This window comes from Pseudomonas brassicacearum, from assembly GCF_003732175.1.
GTDB classification, from domain to species: Bacteria; Pseudomonadota; Gammaproteobacteria; order Pseudomonadales; family Pseudomonadaceae; genus Aquipseudomonas; species Aquipseudomonas brassicacearum_G.
In genome coordinates, this window is the sequence record NZ_MOBI01000013.1 from 289,751 (window position 1) to 308,684 (window position 18,934).

General features: G+C 58.9%; 15 protein-coding genes. 3 read left to right on the forward strand and 12 right to left on the reverse strand.

What is annotated here, in order from left to right:
- Positions 1-13 precede the first annotated feature (13 nt).
- The 9 genes from BK658_RS12210 to BK658_RS12255 form a co-directional block, all read right to left on the reverse strand.
- Positions 14-526: a DoxX family protein gene (locus BK658_RS12210; protein WP_123582494.1), complete on the reverse strand. Its 513-nt coding sequence runs from the start codon at positions 524-526 to the stop codon at positions 14-16.
- Positions 523-1,296, reverse strand: coding sequence for an HvfC/BufC family peptide modification chaperone (locus BK658_RS12215; protein ID WP_123582495.1), 774 nt, complete (start codon positions 1,294-1,296; stop codon positions 523-525). Before BK658_RS12215 ends, BK658_RS12210 begins: the two co-directional genes overlap by 4 nt.
- Positions 1,293-2,186: an MNIO family bufferin maturase gene (bufB, locus tag BK658_RS12220; RefSeq protein WP_123582496.1), complete on the reverse strand. Its 894-nt coding sequence runs from the start codon at positions 2,184-2,186 to the stop codon at positions 1,293-1,295. Before bufB ends, BK658_RS12215 begins: the two co-directional genes overlap by 4 nt.
- 22 nt (positions 2,187-2,208) lie before the next feature.
- Positions 2,209-2,517 (reverse strand): BufA1 family periplasmic bufferin-type metallophore, encoded by a 309-nt coding sequence (locus BK658_RS12225; RefSeq protein ID WP_123582497.1) that lies wholly within the window; start codon positions 2,515-2,517, stop codon positions 2,209-2,211.
- A gap of 235 nt (positions 2,518-2,752) precedes the next feature.
- A complete protein-coding gene (locus BK658_RS12235) occupies positions 2,753-3,454 on the reverse strand; it encodes an ABC transporter ATP-binding protein (protein ID WP_123582499.1) in 702 nt (233 codons plus the stop codon).
- Positions 3,455-4,222 (reverse strand): high-affinity branched-chain amino acid ABC transporter ATP-binding protein LivG, encoded by a 768-nt coding sequence (livG, locus tag BK658_RS12240; RefSeq protein WP_019692181.1) that lies wholly within the window; start codon positions 4,220-4,222, stop codon positions 3,455-3,457.
- Complete coding sequence (locus BK658_RS12245; RefSeq protein ID WP_123582500.1) at positions 4,219-5,475, reverse strand: high-affinity branched-chain amino acid ABC transporter permease LivM; 1,257 nt, start codon at positions 5,473-5,475, stop codon at positions 4,219-4,221. The genes livG and BK658_RS12245 overlap by 4 nt, the downstream gene beginning before the upstream one ends.
- On the reverse strand, positions 5,472-6,395 hold the full coding sequence (gene livH / locus BK658_RS12250; RefSeq protein WP_019692183.1) for a high-affinity branched-chain amino acid ABC transporter permease LivH: 924 nt from the start codon (positions 6,393-6,395) through the stop codon (positions 5,472-5,474). The genes BK658_RS12245 and livH overlap by 4 nt, the downstream gene beginning before the upstream one ends.
- Before the next feature lie 231 nt (positions 6,396-6,626).
- Entirely contained in the window at positions 6,627-7,754 is a 1,128-nt protein-coding gene (locus BK658_RS12255) for a branched-chain amino acid ABC transporter substrate-binding protein (protein WP_123582501.1), read from the reverse strand.
- Between the two features lie 347 nt (positions 7,755-8,101).
- Here BK658_RS12255 and BK658_RS12260 point away from each other — a divergent pair, with 347 nt between their 5' ends.
- Complete coding sequence (locus BK658_RS12260; RefSeq protein WP_123582502.1) at positions 8,102-8,407, forward strand: DUF2288 domain-containing protein; 306 nt, start codon at positions 8,102-8,104, stop codon at positions 8,405-8,407.
- Positions 8,408-8,723: 316 nt separating this feature from the next.
- Here the strand turns inward: BK658_RS12260 and BK658_RS12265 are convergent, their stop codons facing one another.
- The gene (locus BK658_RS12265) at positions 8,724-10,901 is read right to left on the reverse strand and encodes a hypothetical protein (protein ID WP_123582503.1); all 2,178 of its coding nucleotides are present in this window, start codon (positions 10,899-10,901) and stop codon (positions 8,724-8,726) included.
- Positions 10,902-11,096: 195 nt separating this feature from the next.
- Here BK658_RS12265 and BK658_RS12270 point away from each other — a divergent pair, with 195 nt between their 5' ends.
- A complete protein-coding gene (locus tag BK658_RS12270) occupies positions 11,097-11,993 on the forward strand; it encodes an NAD(P)-dependent oxidoreductase (protein ID WP_123582504.1) in 897 nt (298 codons plus the stop codon).
- On the opposite strand, the gene BK658_RS12275 is transcribed toward BK658_RS12270, so the two are convergent.
- Positions 11,884-14,169 carry a putative bifunctional diguanylate cyclase/phosphodiesterase gene (locus tag BK658_RS12275; RefSeq protein WP_123582505.1) on the reverse strand — a complete coding sequence of 762 codons (2,286 nt, stop codon included), beginning with the start codon at positions 14,167-14,169 and terminating at the stop codon, positions 11,884-11,886. The genes BK658_RS12270 and BK658_RS12275 overlap by 110 nt on opposite strands.
- 295 nt (positions 14,170-14,464) lie before the next feature.
- On the opposite strand from BK658_RS12275, the gene BK658_RS12280 reads away from it, so the two are divergent.
- Positions 14,465-15,814, forward strand: coding sequence for a spinster family MFS transporter (locus tag BK658_RS12280; RefSeq protein WP_123582506.1), 1,350 nt, complete (start codon positions 14,465-14,467; stop codon positions 15,812-15,814).
- Between the two features lie 190 nt (positions 15,815-16,004).
- Here BK658_RS12280 and rapA read toward each other — a convergent pair whose 3' ends face one another.
- On the reverse strand, positions 16,005-18,851 hold the full coding sequence (rapA, locus tag BK658_RS12285; RefSeq protein ID WP_123582507.1) for an RNA polymerase-associated protein RapA: 2,847 nt from the start codon (positions 18,849-18,851) through the stop codon (positions 16,005-16,007).
- Between the last annotated feature and the right edge of the window lie 83 nt (positions 18,852-18,934).

An 18,934-nucleotide genomic window follows, 5' to 3' on the forward strand; every position in this document is an offset into this window, starting at 1 on the left:
CGGTTACAAGGGCTTAGCGTTTGGCAGCGTAACGTTTGGCGATCAGGTGATCGATCGACAGCACGCCCGGACCTCTGGCCATCAGGTACAACAGAATGGCTGCCCAGGTGCCGTGAGTCGGGTAGGCGTCCGGGTAGACAAAGGTCTGAATGGTCAGTGTCATCCCCAGTAGCGCCAGGGCCGAAAAGCGTGTGGCGAAGCCGACGAGGATCAGCATCGGGAAGAAATGCTCGGCGAAGGCCGCCATGTGCGCTGCCAGTTCCGGGGACAGTAGCGGCACATGGTATTCGCTTTGGAACAACGGAATGGTCGAGTCCGCGAGGCGCGGAATACCGAGCTGGAAGGTCCCGCCGAGCAGGTCAATGGCCAGGCCCTCGACCTTGGTTTGCCCGGACTTCCAGAACACCGCGGCAATGGAGAAACGTGCAACGAAGGCGATCAGGCTGTGGGGGATTTTCTCGAACAGTTCGATGATCCGTTCGATCAAGTGGGTGATGACGTTCGGGTGTTCGGTGCGGGTGTTCATGGCGATACCTTGTCGTGTTGCAAGTGGATGATGGCGTTGTGGCCGATCAGCAGCGCCAGGCACTGACTCGGGTCGAACGCCGGTGCGGCGGTCAGGGCATCGGCTACCGCTTGCGCCAGAGGGTGGTTGTTTTGCAGGCTGTGGATGAAGGTCGCAGTACCGACATCGATCGCAAAGACCTCGACCTCCAGATTGTTGCGCAGCACCAATGCGCTTTGCGGGTGATACGGCTCAAGGTTCCGGGGTGGTGTGTCAGTCTGGTGGGCGGTCCATAGCGCAACGGTGGCGTACGGCGAACTCAGCGTGAACGTTGAGGGATGCAGATGAATGTGTAGCTGTGCGAGCGCTTCGGGAGCAGCCAGCGCAGCAGCAATCTGCGCAGGCTCGACGGCATTGGCATCTGCCGCGTGATAGGCCATCACCCGCAAGCGTTCCAGGCGCGCAACGTCTGCGAGATACGGCACTGAAGCGGCCGGTGCAAAGTGCTCGATGAAACTGGCGAAATCACTGCCGTAGTCGTTGATCAGCGCACTGGTCGGTGGGAAGTCCCGCACATAAAACCGGGCCATGGCCCGGAAGAACTCATCACCGACCAACTGCGAAACCACCGGATAGCTGTCGGCCAAGGCGTTGATCAATGAGCTCTGCACGTTGTTGCGGTACACCGCGAAGCGGCTATCCGGGTCAGCGCCGTTAGCGCTGAACAAACCGTCAGGGCAGGGCTGTCGAGGATCAAGCAGGGCAGTGGCGAAATCGGCTTGAGTGTTCATCGACGAGCCTCGGTATAACCCAGCAGTTCATCGGCCTGACGGGCTTCGGCGTGCAGTACGGAAAACGCCGGTACCTGATTGTCGCGCTCAATCAGCGTGGCCACCGGCCCGACGCGTTCAAGAACTTGCATATACAGCGCCCACACGGTGTTATCGATGGCGGCGCCGTGATCGTCGATCAGCAGGCGATCGCCGAGGCTGTCGGTGTCTTCGGCAAATCCGGCCAGATGGATCTCGCCCACGGCATGCAACGGCAGTGCGTCGATGTAGGCCAAGGGATCGCGCTGATGATTGATGCAAGAGACGTAGACGTTGTTCACATCCAGCAGCAAGCCGCAGCCGGTGCGGCGAATGACGTCAGTGATGAAGCAGGCTTCTTCCATGCCGGAGTGCTGAAACTGCAAGTAAGTCGCCGGGTTTTCCAGCAGCATGGGGCGTTTCAGATGCTGCTGGACCTGGTCGATATGCTCGCAGACACGCTGCAGTGTCGACTCGTTATAGGCCAATGGAAGCAGGTCATTGAGAAACACCGGGCCGTGGCTCGACCAAGCCAGGTGTTCGGAAAAGGATTGGGGTTGATAGCGTTCGATCAGATGGGCGAGCCGGACAAGGTGCTCGGTGTTCAGCGGTCCTTCGCCGCCGATCGACAGACCGACGCCATGCAGCGACAGCGGATACTGCTCGCGGATCAACCTCAGGTAATGATGAAACGGGCCGCCGGCCACCATGTAGTTTTCGGCGTGGACTTCGAAGAAGCCGATGTCCGGGCGAGTATCGAGTACCGCGCCAAAATGCTCGGTCTTGAGCCCCAGCCCCGCGCGGGGCGGGAGCTTGGGCGCCAATGCCTGAGTGTGAGGATGTACGTTGTGCAGCGCTGAAGTGGTCATCATCAACACTCAGGCAGAGGAAGGGTTACGACTTGGCTTTGTAGGCGGCCATTTGACCGAAGCCGGTCGGTGAGGTCGGGCTGGCAGTCTTCTCGCAGGTGCCTTTTGGCACCAGTTTGAAGTGGTTGCTCTCGTAGTCGACTTTCGAGGTGCCCGCGCAGGTAGTGCCTGCACCTGCGGCGCAATCGTTCTTGCCTTTCATGGCGACGCCAAAGCATTTTTCCATGTCAGTGGCTGCGGCATGGGCGGTGGTCGGCAGAGCTGCGATGCTCAAGGCGGAACCCAAGGCCAGGGCGAGGGCGGCAGCGGACAGGGTGCGAGTGGTAGCGGTCATGATGTTTCTCCAAACAAGGGTGGGTTCAAGTAAGCATTGGTGCTTGCTTACCCCTCTAGAGAAAGGTCATTCCGGTTCGTTACAGCACGACAAAAAAATAATCGGTTCACACAAAAAAATGTGGGAGCGAGCCTGCTCGCGATAGCGGACTGTCAGACAACATCACTGTTGACTGCCAGCCCCTCATCGCGAGCAAGCTCGCTCCCACACAGACCGTTTTTTGTTGCAGCAGTGCTTAGCCGCCCAGGTACGCGTCGCGGACTTTAGGGTCGCTCAGCAGGGCTTCACCGGTGCCTTGCATCACCACCCGGCCGTTTTCCAGCACATAGGCACGGTCGGCAACTTTCAACGCCTGGTTAGCATTCTGTTCAACCAGGAACACCGTCACACCATCCCTGCGCAGCTGTTCGATGATGTCGAAGATCTGCTGGATGATGATCGGCGCCAGACCCAGCGACGGCTCGTCGAGCAGCAGCAGCTTGGGTTTGCTCATCAGCGCCCGGCCGATGGCAAGCATCTGCTGCTCGCCACCCGACATGGTGCCGCCGCGCTGGTTGAAGCGTTCCTTGAGCCGCGGGAACAACCCCAGGACCTTGTCCATTTGCTCCTGATAATCGCCCTTGTCGGTGAAGAAACCGCCCATGGCGAGGTTTTCTTCCACGGTCAGACGGGCAAACACCCGACGACCTTCCGGGACCACGGCGATGCTTTTACGCATGATTTGCGCGGAGTCCTGGCCGACCAGTTCTTCGCCCATGTAGCGAATGCTGCCGCTATGGGCTTGCGGCGAACCGCACAGGGTCATCAGCAGGGTGGATTTGCCGGCGCCGTTGGCCCCGATCAGCGTGACGATCTCGCCCTGACGGACTTCGACGTTGACGCTGTGAAGGGCCTGGATCTTGCCGTAGAAGGTGGAAACGTTTTCGAACTGCAGCATTTACGCTTCCCCCAGGTAGGCTTTGATCACTTCAGGATTGTCGCGGATCTGTTCCGGCGTGCCGTTGGCCAGAGGCGTGCCCTGGTTGATCACGAAAATGTGGTCGGAGATGCTCATGACCAGTTTCATGTCGTGTTCGATCAATAGCACGGTGACGTTATGCTCTTCACGCAGGGTTCCGATCAGCGCCTTGAGGTCGTCGGTTTCCCGCGGGTTGAGGCCGGCGGCCGGTTCGTCGAGCATCAGGATGCTTGGACGGGTCATCATGCAACGGGCGATTTCCAGGCGGCGCTGCTGACCGTAGGCCAGGGTACCGGCCGGACGGTTGGCAAACTCCTTGAGGTTGACCTTGTCGAGCCAGAACTCGGCGTATTCCATGGCCTCGCGTTCGCTGCGGCGAAACGCCGGCGTCTTGAACAGACCAGCCAGGAAGTTGGTATTCAGGTGCCGGTGCTGAGCAATCAGCAGGTTTTCCACGGCGGTCATTTCCTTGAACAACCGCACGTTCTGGAACGTCCGCACCACGCCTTTACCGGCGATCTTGTGGCCGGGCAGGCCTTCGATCGCTTCACCGTTGAGCTGGATAGTGCCAGCGGTGGGCTTGTAGAAACCGGTCAGGCAGTTGAACACGGTGGTCTTGCCGGCGCCGTTAGGGCCGATCATCGACACCACCTGTTTCTCTTTCACGCTCAGGGCAACGCTATTGACCGCCAGCAAGCCGCCAAAACGCATGCTCAGGCCATCTACTTTCAGGATCTCTCTGCTCATTTACGCAGCTCCATGTGAGGACGTTGCATAGGCAGCAGACCTTGAGGACGCCAGATCATCATCAGCACCATCAAGGCGCCGAACATCAACATGCGGTATTCGCTGAAGTCACGCATCAGCTCGGGCAACAGGATCATCACGACGGCCGCGAGGACCACGCCCAATTGCGAGCCCATGCCGCCCAGCACCACGATGGCGAGGATGGTGGCCGACTCGATGAAGGTGAACGACTCCGGCGTGACCAGACCCTGGCGCGCGGCGAAGAAGCTACCGGCAAAACCGGCGAAGCAGGCACCCAGGGTGAAGGCCGACAGCTTGATCACGGTTGGGTTCAGGCCCAGCGCACGGCAGGCGATTTCGTCTTCACGCAACGCTTCCCAGGCACGGCCGATCGGCATGCGCAGCAGACGGTTGATCACGAACAGCGCGAACAGCGCCAGCAATAGCGCGACCAGGTAGAGGAAAACCACCTTGCTGACCGGGTTGTACGTCAGGCCGAAGAACTCGTGGAAGGTCTGCACGCCTTCAGCGGCCGTTCTCTCGAAACTCAGGCCGAACAGCGACGGTTTGGGAATGTTGCTGATACCGTTCGGTCCACCGGTGAGGCCTGTCAGGTTACGCAGAAACAGACGAATGATTTCACCAAAGCCCAGGGTCACGATCGCCAGATAGTCACCGCGCAGACGCAGCACCGGGAAGCCCAGCAAGAAACCGAAGGTTGCCGCCATCAAGCCGGCGATGGGCAGGCAGATCCAGAAGCTCAGGCCGTAGTAGTGCGACAGCAGCGCATAGCTGTAGGCGCCCACGGCGTAGAAACCGACGTAGCCCAGGTCGAGCAGACCTGCCAGGCCGACCACGATGTTCAGGCCCAGGCCGAGCAACACATAGATCAGAATCAGCGTGGCGATATCCACCGCACCGCGCGAACCGAAGAACGGCCAGACCAGAGCGATGACGATCAATCCCATGATGACCCAACGCTGGGTGGTGGGCAGGGTCAGGAAATTGCTCGCACTGGCCGGGATCAATTTACCTTTGGGCACGGAGCGCATGGCGGCCGTGTATTCGCGGTCGAACAGCACGCGCAGGAACATCAGCACCGAGCAGGCGGCGATGATCAGCAGCGTGGAGGTCGTGGCACCCTGTACTTCGAGGTTGATGCCGGCGATGGACAGTTTCAGACCGAGTACCGGGTACGCCACAGCCCAAACCAATAGCGCGCTGAAAAGCGCCTGTTTAAGATTCCTGATCATACTTTCTCAACCTCCGGACGGCCCAACAGGCCGGTTGGCCGGAATAACAACACCAGAACCAGAAGGCCGAAAGCCACCACGTCCTTGTACTGGTCACCGAATATATCGGCGCCGAATGCTTCGGCTACCCCCAGCACCAGACCACCGAGCATGGCGCCCGGAATGCTCCCGATGCCGCCCAGAACCGCCGCGGTAAAGGCCTTGAGGCCCACCAGGAATCCGGCGTTCGGGTTGATCACGCCGTACTGCATGCTCAGCAGTACAGCCGCCACGGCCGCCAGGGCGGCACCGATGACGAAGGTCAGGGCGATGATGTTGTTGGTGTTGATGCCCAGCAGGTTGGCCATCCTGATGTCTTCGGCACAGGCCCGGCAGGCACGTCCCAGACGTGAACGCGAAATGAACGTGGTCAGGCAGAGCATCACCACCAGGGTCACTACGAATACCAGGATCTGCATGTAGGAGATCAGCACTTCCTGTGCCCCGCCTGGGCCGAAGCTGAAGCTGCCCGGAATCAGGTTGGGGATCGATTTGTCCTTGGAGTCCTGCGAGAGCAGTACGGTGTTTTGCAGAAAGATCGACATGCCGATGGCCGAGATCAGCGGGATCAGGCGGTTACTGCCCCGCAGAGGGCGGTAGGCGATCCGTTCAATGCTGTAGCCGTAGGCACTGGTGACAACGATGGTCGCCAGGAATGCGGCGGTCATCAACAACGGTAGGGAATGGATACCCAGCATGGCCAGTCCGGCAAGGACGATGAAGGCCACGTAGGAACCGATCATGTAGACCTCGCCGTGGGCGAAGTTAATCATTCCAATGATGCCGTAAACCATCGTATAGCCGATGGCGATCAGGGCATATGTGCTGCCAATGGTCAGACCATTAACCAGCTGTTGGAAAAAGTGATAGATCTCAGGCATTACTGCGCTCCTAAAAACCTGATACGCATTTCACTGGTGGAGTCATTTTCCCGCTCAGGCCCCGTGGATCTGCATCCACTTCGAACGTGAGGTTTGCCAGCGAACCGCTGATGACGGTTTTGAGATTTTCAGGTGGGGAGGCTTCCGGATCACGGAGGCACGGCCCATTACCTCGTAAAACAAAGCCCACGGCACGCCGTGGGCTTTATTGGCAGTCAGTCAGGCAGCGCCTTACTGAGGCGAAACTTCGGTTTTAGGTTTGCCAAAGTGCCACTGGTAAACCACGAACTTGAAGTCTTTCAGGTCGCCCTTGGCGTCGTAGCTCAGGTCGCCAGTAGGGGTTTTGAAAGTACCTGCGTGGATGGCTGCAGCCACTTTGGCAGGGTCTTCGCTTTTGGCAGCAGTGATGCCGCCGGCGATGACTTCAACAGCCGAGTAGGCCGGGAACACGAACGGACCGGTAGGGTCTTGCTTCTTGGCAGCGAACGCGTCAACCAGTGCCTTGTTGGCCGGGTCCTGGTCGAAAGACTTCGGCAGGGTCACCAACAGGCCTTCGGAAGCGTCCTGAGCGATCTGCGAGATGGATTCGTTGCCGACGCCTTCTGGCCCCATGAACTTGGCGTTCAGGCCTTTTTCCTTGGCCTGACGCAGGATCAGGCCCAGTTCCGGGTGGTAGCCGCCGTAGTAGACGAAGTCGACATTGGCTTGCTTGAGTTTCTGGATGATCGAGGAGAAGTCCTTGTCGCCAGCGTTCAGGCCTTCGAACACGGCAACCTTGACGCCTTTGCCTTCGAGGGTTTTCTTCACGGCGGTGGCGATGCCTTCACCGTATTGCTGTTTGTCGTGCAGAACGGCAACGATTTTCGGCTTTACGTGATCGGCAATGTAGTTACCGGCGGCAGGACCCTGGGCGCTGTCCAGGCCGATGGTGCGGAACACCATTTTGTAGCCACGGTTAGTGATGTCCGGGCTGGTGGCGGCCGGGGTGATCATGATCACGCCTTCGTCTTCGTAGATGTCCGAAGCCGGTTGAGTGGAGCTGGAGCAGAGGTGACCGACCACGAACTTGACGCCGTCGTTGACCACTTTGTTGGCAACGGCAACGGCCTGTTTAGGGTCGCAGGCGTCATCGTATTCTTTGGCTTCGAGCATTTTGCCGTTGACACCGCCCTTGGCGTTGATCTGCTCGATGGCCATTTTGGCGCCGATGAACTGCATGTCACCGTACTGGGTCACTGGACCGGTTTTAGGGCCGGCGATGCCGATCTTGATGGTGTCAGCTGCGAACGAATGGCTGGCAACCCCGGCCAGAACCATAGCGGCAAACAGTTTGGAAATCTGCTTAGTAGCCTTATTCATAGTGCTCCACTCTTACTGTTGTAGTTTTTATAGTCCTGGCAGCCTGAGCTACAGAACCGGATCGATATCTTGGATATCCCCCGGAAATGCCCCCGGCAACTGTACCGGTACAGTGTAGAGCGCCGGTTGTTCGCTTGGAAAGCTGGCGCTCAGGGGCAAAACCTGGGGGTGTCGCATTTTTGAACGAAAAAGACAGAATTGCGGCGGGATTTTGGCTGCGTAGCGACCTGATTCAGCGGCTATCCTTGCTTTCCTGCAGTTCTCGATCAATGACTCTATTGCATCCGGGTTTTTCTGCCAGAGCGCCGACGTTATGATTGCGCCGATTTCAATTCCGGACAGGGCCCATGACTCAAGAACCTAGCACCCTCTATGCCAAGCTGCTTGGTGAAACCGCATCTATTACCTGGAAGGAACTCGAACCGTTCTTCGCCAAGGGTGCCCTATTGTGGGTCGATCCCGACCTGGATTTGATCGCTGCCGCCGAGGCGGTTGCCCAGGATGAAGGCGAGAAAGTGGCTGCCTGGCTGGCCGCCGACAAAGTCGCCAAGCTCTCTGAAACGCGGGCGCTGGATCTTTTCGAGCGTGATCCGGAGTTGTGGGCAGTGGTCGTTTCGCCGTGGATTCTGATCCAGGAAAGGGCGCAGGCCTGAAGCGATGCATCTATTTGGTGCTGATGGCGTTCGGGTAAAAGTGTGTAGCCGAGTAGCGTGATGGCAGGTTGCCGTAGAGAAATACCACAGGCAGGCGGAGGGGAAGGTTACGTAAACGTAACGGGAACAGTTTAATAAGCAGCCGAATGGCTGCTTAATTGTTTCTGGATGTTGGCAGGTCTGAAGCTTATGCGGTGAATGTCAGGCCGCTTTCGCGAGCAAGCTCGCTCCCACAGGGTTTAGTGGCGTTCACAAAGTTTGTGTTCGACACCGATCACTGTGGGAGCGAGCTTGCTCGCGAAGGAGGCGCCGCGAATTACGCGGTTTTACCCGTATGGTTATTCAGCGAAATGATCTTGGTCTTGCCGATGCGGTGACGGTAGATCTCTCGCAGGTACTTGATGGCCTTTTTCACGCAATCGCGCGACAGGCGGATGTCGTTGATCGAGACGAATTTGTCTTTGTCGTTGATCAGCTCGCGGTACTTCTTTTCGTACATCGGTTTGATCGCGTACCAGTTGGTGTCGAGGATCTTCGCCGGGTTTTCGAACTCGTTGAGCAACTCGTCAATTTTGGCCTCGTCGAAGTCTTCATGAATGATGAAGTCGAGGATCGAGTTGTCCAGGGTTTCGTCGAAACGGTACGGATTGCGGGCAAAGCAGCGCTTGATGAACGCCACGATCAAGGTCAGGAAATCGTCTGACAGGCACGGGCTCTTGGCGATCAGGGTGGTCAGCGAAAGGTTGGCCGAAGCACCGATCACCAGTGCATAACGCTTGAGGGTGGTGTTGGGGAACAGGCTGTTGAGGTGAGTCTTCAACCGGTTCAGGTCCATGTAGGACAGTTTGTAATCCTTGGGTAGCGACACGATCGACACCACCGACGAGCAGTTCTTGAAGAAGTGCAGGTCATGCAGCGCGGCAGCGTCGTAACCCGAGTTCTTGTATTGCTCAAGCGACGCGCGATAACGCTTGGACTCGATCGGCAACAGGCTGATGCCTTCGATGGCCTGGGTTACTTTGTTGAAGTGCGGCAGGTCGATGGAGCGGAAGAACAGGTCGTCGATGTTCAGGCGCTGTGGCTCTTTGTCGAACACCTTGAACTTGTCGCTGCTCGGTGCCGGTTGTTCCGGCACCACCGATTCGGCGTAGGCAATCGCCACTGGCCCGGCCAGACTCATGAACAGGTCGTTGGCATCCAGGCGAATGGTTTCTCCGATGTCGATGCCTGCGCGGCGGAAATAGTTCTGGTCGTAGTCGGTGGTGACTGCCTGGGCTGTCAGAATGTTGAAGATCTGCTGCGAGATGTACTGGTTGGCGTGCTTTTCCATTGCATTGACATCAATGTTCTGGATATTGCCGTCATCGTTCTCTTCGGCGTAACGCATGATGTCGTTGGAGATCAGCATCATCGCGTTCCATGGACGGATGCGGCCCATGACACTGGCTTCACTGCTGTCTTCGTTGGCGAAGTTGTACGAGAAATCCCATTCTTCCGACAGGTACTTGCACAACAGGCGACCGGCGTTGATGTGCAGTGCTTCAGACATTTCGCTGCGGTGATCGGAAATGTTCGGCAGTACGCAAATGCCGCTGGTGAAGATCGGCTCGAAAACGAAGGAGTGGCCGCTCTTGCTGTCGTGCTCGTCCACCGGTTTTGTGTCGAACGTCTTGTTCATGTACGAGTATTGCTGGGCCAGCCCGAACTCCGAGGCCATGCCCGAACCGGTACCGCCGCCGGCGCTGAAGATCGAGAAGTACAGGCGCGACTGGTTGGCCTTGATGCCGCAGCTGTCGATCAGGTACGAGTGGATCATCTTCCAGTCGGGGCTGGAGAAACGCTGGGTGTCCTTGTTCAGGATGATCTTCGCCAGGTACTGGCCGAGGATCGGCGCGTTACCGGCGCCACCGGCGTGGACTTCCGAGAGGTCCATGATCTTCATTTTGCTGTAGTCACGCAGGAAGCCGCTTTTTTCGCCCTTGCGCGAGAAGCGGATACGTCCGGCGATGTCTTTGTCGAGGTCGCCGAGCATCACCAGCGGCTCGACCAGGAACACCGGTTTGGTGGCCTTGCCGACACCCAGTTTCAGGTTGTTACGAATCCATTGCGCAGGGCTGTAGCCCTTTTCAGCATAGGGCTTGTCTTCGTTATTGAATTCGTTGAGGTAGAACTTGCGGGCGTTGTACACCAGCTCCGCGACGTCCAGCGCAATGTTCGAACCACAACGACCCAGACCGATCAGGCACACCGAAGGGAATTCCTGCTGATGCAGTTCGTGGGCGTCTTCCAGATGCGGCGGCTTGGGGAACACCAGATCGCGCAGGCCATCGAGGTTGTCGAGGATGCGATCGGTGTTGGTCTCGGTAAAGTACAGGTACTGCTGGGTCGCAAGCGGGCGCGAGCTGGTCAATGGCTTCGGGACTGAGGGTTTATCCGTGGCGGCGGTGAGCGTCAGTTCGGATACCGCTGGGGCAGGATTATTTTTAGAAGTCATTGTGCGCCATGTGCCTGGACTGGTTGGTTCGGCGGCGAGATGTCATCAAGCCATCACGAATAGGGAGCTCGCGACTTTACAGCGCGATATTGTCCCCAGCGATAGGGCTTTACCTGAGCATCGCTAGGGGGAATCCTTTCCTGAGTCATGATGAATCGGCCAATATTTGGCGATCTTTAATCGAGCGGAGGCAATTTGATGGCAGCGTTACCTTCTTTGGCGTTTGCCGGTATTGGCTTGATGGGTTTACCGATGTGCCGGCGCTTGTTGGCTGCGGGTTATCCACTGACCGTCTGGAACCGCAACCCCGACAAGTGCGCACCCTTGGTCGAGGCCGGAGCGCGACAAGTGGCCACACCTGCCGAGCTGTGTCAGCACGCCGATCTGGTGATGTTGTGCCTGGCCAATACCGAGGTGGTACGCGAGGTCGTGTTCGGTGCTGCGGGCGTGGCATCCGGTGCGAAAACCGGCCAGTTGCTGGTAGATTTTTCCAGTCTGGAACCCACGGCGACGCGGGAAATGGCTGCCGAACTGGCCAGCTGCACCGGCATGGGCTGGCTGGATGCGCCGGTGTCCGGTGGTGTGGCGGGGGCCGAGGCCGCAAGCTTGGCGATCATGGTTGGTGGTGAGTCAGCCGATGTCGAACGGGTGCGTCCGGTGTTGTTGAGTCTCGGGCAGCGGGTCACGCACATGGGCGCGGTCGGCGCAGGGCAAGTGACCAAGGCCTGCAATCAGATGATCGTTGCCTGCAATGCCTTGGTGATCGCTGAAGTGGTGGCATTGGCCGAACGTTCAGGCGTGGATGCGAGCCTGCTGGCCGAAGCATTGAGCGGCGGGTTTGCCGACTCGAAACCCTTGCAGATACTTGCCCCGCAAATGGCCGAGAGCCGTTTCGAACCCATAAAGTGGCATGTTCGAACGCTGCTCAAGGACCTGGATGGCGCCGTGAAGTTTTCCCGGGAGCAAGGCTCGGCGACGCCGATCAGTGGACTGGCCGCGCAGTTGATGCGTCTGCATGGTGGTCAGGGCTATCTGGAAAAAGATCCCGCGACACTAATCCATCTATACCGCGAGCCAGACTCAAAGGATTGATGGCGTGTGCGTGCTTGCGCTGGTTGATTTCGTTCAGTACCGAACGTAATTCAGCCAGCGGCACCGGGCGGCTCAACAGATAACCCTGAACAAAGTCGCATCCGAAGCGTTCGAGAAACTGGTACTGCTCCAGGGTTTCGACCCCTTCGGTGACCACTTGCAAATGCAGGGTGTGGGCCATGACGATAATGGCCTGGACGATCTCCATGTCCTGAGTGGCCTTGGGGATGTCCTGGATAAACGAACGGTCGATTTTCAGGGTGTTCAGAGGCAGACGCTTGAGGTAGGCCAGTGACGAATAACCGGTGCCGAAGTCGTCGATCGACAACGAAACACCGAGCGCCCGAATCTTGCGCAGTAACACCAGCGTATTGGCGATATTGCCCATCAGTGCGTTTTCCGTGACCTCCAGCTCCAGCCGCCGCGGTGAGACGCCGGCGGCTCGCAGCGCACTTTCGATTTCTTCGGCGAGCTCTTCGCGAGCGAGATTGAGGGGAGAGCAGTTCACGGCGATTTTCAACGACTCGCAACCGTGCCTGGACAGCTCGCTCAAGTCTTCGCAGGCTTTGCGCAGCACCCAGTTGTCGAGTTCGGCGATCAAGCCATTGGCTTCGGCAATCGGGATGAAACGGTCAGGTGCGAGCAAGCCGTGTACCGGGTGCTGCCAGCGAATCAGCGCTTCCAGTTTGGTGACCTGGCCGCTTTTGAGGTCATAGATCGGTTGGTAATAGAGCATCAATCCGGCTTCGTCGCGTAAGGCATTACGCAGTTCTTCCTCAAGCTGCAGCGCCATCGTCGCTTTGGTTTTCAGGTTGGGGCTGAAGAAGTGCAGGCCGTTTCGGCCGTTGCCCTTGGATTGGTACAGCGCCAGGTCGGCGTTTTTCAGCAGTTCTTCGCAGCTCTTGCCGTCGTCAGGGAACACGCTGATACCGATGCTGGTGGTCATGACCATGCGCCTGCCGGCCAACTCGATCGGCTCCTTCATCTTTTGCATGATGCGCTGGGCCATGTGTCGTGCTTCGTCGCGCTCATGCAGGTTGATCAGAATGCAGAACTCGTCGCCGCCAAACCGCGCGACCACGTCATCGTGGCTGCGGGTCGAGCTTTTGATGTGGTTGGCGAGCACTTTCAACAGCTCGTCACCGGCGTCATGACCCAGGCTGTCGTTGATCCGTTTGAAGTGATCGATGTCCAGAAACATCACCGCCAGCATGCCGCCATGGGTGCTTTTCTCGATGAGCTTTTCGGCGAAGATCTGGTTGAAGCCGCGGCGGTTGATCAGATTGGTCAGGGCGTCGTAGTGCGCTACTTGTTGCAGCGACATCCGTGCCTGATCCAGTTGACTGAGTAGCGCGTTGACCCGGCGCAGGTCATGGTCCTTGTGCTGCAGTTTTTTGTCGGCCAGCGCGGCGCTGATGCTGCTGCCGATGACCAGCAGCGCGATCAGCGCAATCGTCAGCGCCAGTTGCAGGTGGTCGTTGTCGACCGACAGTTGCATGGGGACTCCGGTCGGCAACACCAGGCTCATGGACTGCATGCCGGTGAAGTGCATGCTCACGATGCCGGCGCCGAGTACCAGGCTGGCGGTGTATTTGAGTACCTGATGAGCGATGCCGCCGCCGTTGCGCAGACCATGCGACAGCAGCAAGGCAATGGCGCTGGCACCGATGGCAATCAGGATCGACAGGCCGAACACGATTGGCTGGTAGTGGGCCACGGCGTTCGAACGCATGGCCGTCATACCCACGTAATGCATGGTGGCGATGCCCAGTCCGATGCAGATCGAGGTTTGCACATATTGCCGCACGTTCAGTTGAGCATTGCTCAGGGTGTTCATCGCTACAAAGGCTGCAATAAAGGCGATCAACAGGGAAAGCAGGGTGGCTGGCAAGTCGTAATGGATGTCGATGGGGGCCTGGAACGCCAGCATACTGATGAAGTGCATGGCCCAGATACCGCCCGACAGGCAGCAGGCACCGACCCAGCGCCAGAGCCGTTGAGAGGCAGGATTCTCGGCGTGACCGACACGTTCGGCCATGTCCAGCGTGGCGAAGCTGGCCGCGCAGGCAACCAGGTAGGCCAGCAGTACCAGAAAGGGGTTATGAGTGCAATTGAGTACGACTTGCCCGCTGCTCTCTGGCAGCTCGGTAATGAAATGCAAACCAAGCCACTCCATAGCATGCCCCGTCTCTGAGTCATTCTCTGCCTGCGCCATGAACGCTGGCGAATGTCTGGAGTATAGAGGCCGTGCACAGAGCGCAAGAAATAGTGGCACATTGGCACTAACGATTTTGCAATAAGCCGAGAAACACTTAGACATAAATTGTCACGCGCGCGGCTTTGACCGTCATGAGCGGGTATCAGCCTGACGAATAATGACAGACAGCAGTTATGGTGCTGACTAGATTGCGGGTACCGGGCTGGAGTGTTGTCGGCAGTGAAGCCCTCATAACAATAAAAGAGACGGACCCATGCAGAACTCCACCCAAGCGGCGAATGCCTGGCGCATTCTGTTCCTGCTGTTTCTGGCCAATCTGTTCAACTTCTTCGATCGTACGATCCCGGCGATCATCATCGAGCCAATCCGCATGGAGTGGCACCTCAGCGACTTTCAATTGGGGATCATCGGTACTGCATTCACGATCGTTTATGCCATTGCCGGTCTGCCGTTAGGGCGAATGGCGGACACCGGTTCGCGCAGCAAACTGATGGGCTGGGGCTTGGCGGTCTGGAGCGGGTTGACCGCAGTCAACGGCCTGGTGGGGAGTTTCTGGAGTTTCCTGATCGTGCGCATGGGGATCGGCATCGGTGAGGCCAGCTATGCGCCGGCCGCCAATTCGCTGATCGGTGATTTGTTCCCGGCACACCGTCGGGCGCGGGCCATGGGGATCTTCATGCTCGGTTTGCCGTTGGGCCTGTTGCTGGCGTTCTTCACCATCGGCGCGATGGTCAAGGCGTTCGACAGCTGGCGTGCACCTTTTTTTATCGCGGCGATCCCGGGTTTGATCCTGGCGATCTTCATGTTCTTCATCAAAGAGCCCCAGCGCGGCGCGGCGGAAACCGTGCAAGTCTCCCAGGAACGCGTGGATCGGCCGATTCGCCGGGTGCTGGCGATTCCAACCTTCCTCTGGCTGGTGATGGCGGGGCTGTGTTTCAACTTCGCCACCTATGCCTGTAACTCGTTTCTGGTGCCGATGCTGCAGCGCTACTTTCAGATGCCATTGCAGCAAGCGGCGGTGGCGACCGGGGTCATCGTCGGTGTGACCGGCTTGTTCGGCCTGACGCTGGGCGGTTGGGTGGCTGACAAGATTCATCAGCGGGTGGCCAATGGTCGGCTGCTGTTTGCCGCATTCAGCCTGATCATCTCGACCCTGTGCACAGCGTGGGCACTGCATGCGGGACGGATTGAAATCGGTATGTTCGTCGCCGTGTTCAGCGTCGGCTGGTTGTTTGCCTACAACTTCTATACCTGTGTTTACACGGCCATTCAGGATGTGGTCGAGCCGCGTTTGCGCGCCACGGCGATGGCGTTGTTTTTTGCGGGGCTCTACCTGTTGGGCGGTGGCTTGGGGCCGGTGGTGGTCGGTGCTTTGTCCGATCACTTTGCCCAGAGCGCAATGCTGGCGGCCGGTGCCGAGCAAATGAGCGAGGCCTTCAAGGCGGCAGGGCTGCATGACGCGATGTACCTGATTCCGGTGGCGTTGTTTTCGACCATGGTGTTTCTGTTCCTGGCTTCGCGGTGTTTTGTACGGGATGCCAAGCGGATGAAGGAAGGGTTGGTGGCGGTGGTTGAGCCCGGGATTGCGGTGGCGACTGCTTGATAGCCATCGCGAGCAGGCTCGCTCCCACAGGGGATTATCGTCGAGCACAAATGTTGCGTCATTGAAGATCAAATGTGGGAGCGAGCCTGCTCGCGATGAGGCCATCAGCAACACCACAACAATCAAACAGACAAAAAAAGGCCCGCATCGCTGCGGGCCTTCTTTGTTTTAACGGGATAAAGGGCAGGGCTTAACCCGCCACCAGCACCCGGATCGCTTCCAGTCGCAGTGCCGCTTTATCGAGCATGGCCAGGCCTTGCTCGCGCTGCTGGCGCAGGGCAACCAGTTCGCTGTCGCGCACGGTCGGGTTGACCGCTTGCAGGGCGGTCAGGCGCGCCAGTTCTTCATCGGTGTCGGCGGCGAGGCGGCGTTGCGCTTCGGCTACACGTTCGGCGTGGCGCGGAGTGATCTTCTCTTCACCGGCATTGATGCGCGGTGTCAGTTGATCACGCTGAGCCTGGACAAACTTGTTGGCGCTGGCGCGTGGCACGCTTTCGAGCTGGTCGTTGAGGGTTTCGAACGAGACGCGGCCCGACAGGTCGTTGCCGTTGGCATCGAGCAGGCAGCGCAACGCTGCCGGCGGCAGGTAACGGCCCAGTTGCAGCGAGCGCGGGGCAACCACTTCACTGACGTAGAGCAGTTCCAGCAACACGGTGCCAGGCTTGAGCGCCTTGTTCTTGATCAGCGCCACGGCGGTGTTGCCCATCGAACCGGACAGCACCAGGTCCATACCGCCCTGAACCATCGGGTGCTCCCAGGTGATGAATTGCATGTCTTCGCGAGACAGCGCCTGGTTGCGGTCGTAGGTGATGGTCACGCCTTCGTCGTCGCCCAGCGGGAAGCTGGCATCGAGCATTTTTTCGCTCGGCTTGAGGATCAGCGCGTTTTCCGAATGGTCTTCGCTGTCGATGCCGAACGCGTCGAACAGGGTTTCCATGTAGATCGGCAGGGCGAACTGATCGTCTTGCTCAAGGATCGCTTCAACCAGCGCGTCACCTTCGCCCGCGCCGCCGGAGTTGAGTTCCAGCAGGCGGTCACGGCCGCTGTGCAACTCGGCTTCGAGGTTTTCACGGGTGGTACGGGCTTCGTCGATCAGCGCTTGCCACTCGCCGTCATCGGCGTTTTCCAGCAACGGCAGCAGACGTGGGCCGAACTGATGCTGCAAGGCGTTGCCGGTCGGGCAAGTGTTGAGGAACGCGTTCAGCGCTTCGTGATACCACTGGAACAGGCGCTCTTGCGGGCTGGTTTCCAGGTATGGCACGTGCAGTTCGATGACGTGCTTCTGACCGATCCGGTCGAGACGCCCGATCCGCTGCTCCAGCAGGTCCGGGTGCGATGGCAGATCGAACAGCACCAAGTGGTGGGAGAACTGGAAGTTGCGACCTTCACTGCCGATTTCCGAGCAGATCAGTACTTGGGCACCGAATTCCTCGTCAGCGAAGTAAGCTGCCGCGCGGTCACGTTCGAGGATGTTCATGCCTTCGTGGAACACCGTGGCCGGGATGCCGGAGCGTACGCGCAGAGCGTCTTCCAGGTCCATCGCGGTTTCGGCGTGGGCACAGATCACCAGCACTTTGGTGCGCTTGAGCATTTTCAGCTGGTCGATCAGCCATTCGACACGAGGGTCGAAGCGCCACCAGCGTTGTTCTTCATCTATATCCGGCTGAGCCTGGAAGCTGACTTCCGGATACAGCTCGGCGTGTTCGCCCAGCGGCAGTTCGAGGTATTCGTCCGGGCACGGCAGCGGGTACGGGTGCAGTTTGCGTTCCGGGAAGCCTTGCACCGCGGCGCGGGTGTTACGGAACAGCACGCGGCCAGTGCCGTGGCGGTCCAGCAATTCGCGGACCAGACGGGCGCTGGCCTCGGCGTCGCCAGCGTTGACGGCAGTCAGCAGCGCTTCGCCTTCATCACCGAGGAAACCCTGGATGGTTTTGTGTGCGGCCGGGGACAAGCGCCCCTGGTCCATCAGCTCCTGAACGGCTTCGGCCACCGGGCGATAGTTTTCGCTCTCGGCGCGGAAGGCCTTCAGGTCATGGAAACGGTTTGGATCGAGCAGGCGCAGGCGCGCAAAGTGGCTGTCCTGACCCAATTGCTCTGGGGTCGCGGTCAGCAGCAGCACACCGGGAATGGTTTCCGCGAGTTGCTCGACCAGCGAATACTCAGGGCTGACCTGATCTTCGTGCCACACCAGGTGGTGCGCTTCGTCGACCACCAGCAGGTCCCAGCCCGCAGCGAACAGCGCGTCCTGGGCCTTTTCGTCGTCCACCAGCCATTCCAGAGCGACCAGTGCGAGCTGGGTGTCTTCGAACGGGTTGCCGGCATCGCTTTCGATGAAACGTTCTTCGTCGAACAGCGCGACTTGCAGGTTGAAACGACGGCGCATCTCCACCAGCCACTGGTGCTGGAGGTTTTCCGGCACCAGGATCAATACGCGGTTGGCGCGGCCCGAGAGCAGTTGGCGATGGATCACCAGACCGGCTTCAATGGTTTTACCCAGACCTACTTCGTCCGCCAGCAGAACCCGCGGTGCGATACGGTCAGCGACTTCACGGGCGATGTGCAATTGGTGAGCGATCGGCTGCGCACGCACGCCACCCAGGCCCCAGAGCGAAGATTGCAACTGGCGGCTGGTGTGTTCCAGGGTGTGATAGCGCAGCGAGAACCAGGCCAGTGGGTCGATCTGCCCGGCGAACAACCGGTCGCTGGCCAGACGGAACTGGATGAAGTTCGACAGCTGGGTCTCGGGCAGGGTCACCACTTCGTTCTGAGCGTTGAGCCCGTGGTAGACCAGCAGGCCGTCGACGTCGTCGACTTCGCGCACGGTCATTTTCCAGCCTTCGAAGTGAGTGATCATGTCACCCGGCGAAAACCTCACGCGAGTGAGGGGCGCATTCCGTAGCGCGTACTGGCGAGTGTCGCCAGTGGCCGGATAGAGCACGGTCAGCAAGCGACCGTCCTGTGCCAGAACGGTGCCTAAACCTAGCTCGGCTTCGCTGTCACTAATCCAGCGTTGCCCCGGTTGATACTGCTGCGCCATGCTGCCTGACTCCCGCCTTGAAAAAGCCGACTATATTAACGGATGCAGGTCCCGAGGCCAAAGGGTTACTCGCGTAGGCGCTG

Bases quoted from the DNA above. Each gene is read 5' to 3' on its own strand.
- BK658_RS12210 (WP_123582494.1), bottom strand. From the start codon at position 526: ATGAACACCCGCACCGAACACCCGAACGTCATCACCCACTTGATCGAA.
- BK658_RS12215 (WP_123582495.1), bottom strand. From the start codon at position 1,296: ATGAACACTCAAGCCGATTTCGCCACTGCCCTGCTTGATCCTCGACAG.
- bufB (WP_123582496.1), bottom strand. From the start codon at position 2,186: ATGATGACCACTTCAGCGCTGCACAACGTACATCCTCACACTCAGGCA.
- BK658_RS12225 (WP_123582497.1), bottom strand. From the start codon at position 2,517: ATGACCGCTACCACTCGCACCCTGTCCGCTGCCGCCCTCGCCCTGGCC.
- BK658_RS12235 (WP_123582499.1), bottom strand. From the start codon at position 3,454: ATGCTGCAGTTCGAAAACGTTTCCACCTTCTACGGCAAGATCCAGGCC.
- livG (WP_019692181.1), bottom strand. From the start codon at position 4,222: ATGAGCAGAGAGATCCTGAAAGTAGATGGCCTGAGCATGCGTTTTGGC.
- BK658_RS12245 (WP_123582500.1), bottom strand. From the start codon at position 5,475: ATGATCAGGAATCTTAAACAGGCGCTTTTCAGCGCGCTATTGGTTTGG.
- livH (WP_019692183.1), bottom strand. From the start codon at position 6,395: ATGCCTGAGATCTATCACTTTTTCCAACAGCTGGTTAATGGTCTGACC.
- BK658_RS12255 (WP_123582501.1), bottom strand. From the start codon at position 7,754: ATGAATAAGGCTACTAAGCAGATTTCCAAACTGTTTGCCGCTATGGTT.
- BK658_RS12260 (WP_123582502.1), top strand. From the start codon at position 8,102: ATGACTCAAGAACCTAGCACCCTCTATGCCAAGCTGCTTGGTGAAACC.
- BK658_RS12265 (WP_123582503.1), bottom strand. From the start codon at position 10,901: ATGACTTCTAAAAATAATCCTGCCCCAGCGGTATCCGAACTGACGCTC.
- BK658_RS12275 (WP_123582505.1), bottom strand. From the start codon at position 14,169: ATGGAGTGGCTTGGTTTGCATTTCATTACCGAGCTGCCAGAGAGCAGC.
- BK658_RS12280 (WP_123582506.1), top strand. From the start codon at position 14,465: ATGCAGAACTCCACCCAAGCGGCGAATGCCTGGCGCATTCTGTTCCTG.
- rapA (WP_123582507.1), bottom strand. From the start codon at position 18,851: ATGGCGCAGCAGTATCAACCGGGGCAACGCTGGATTAGTGACAGCGAA.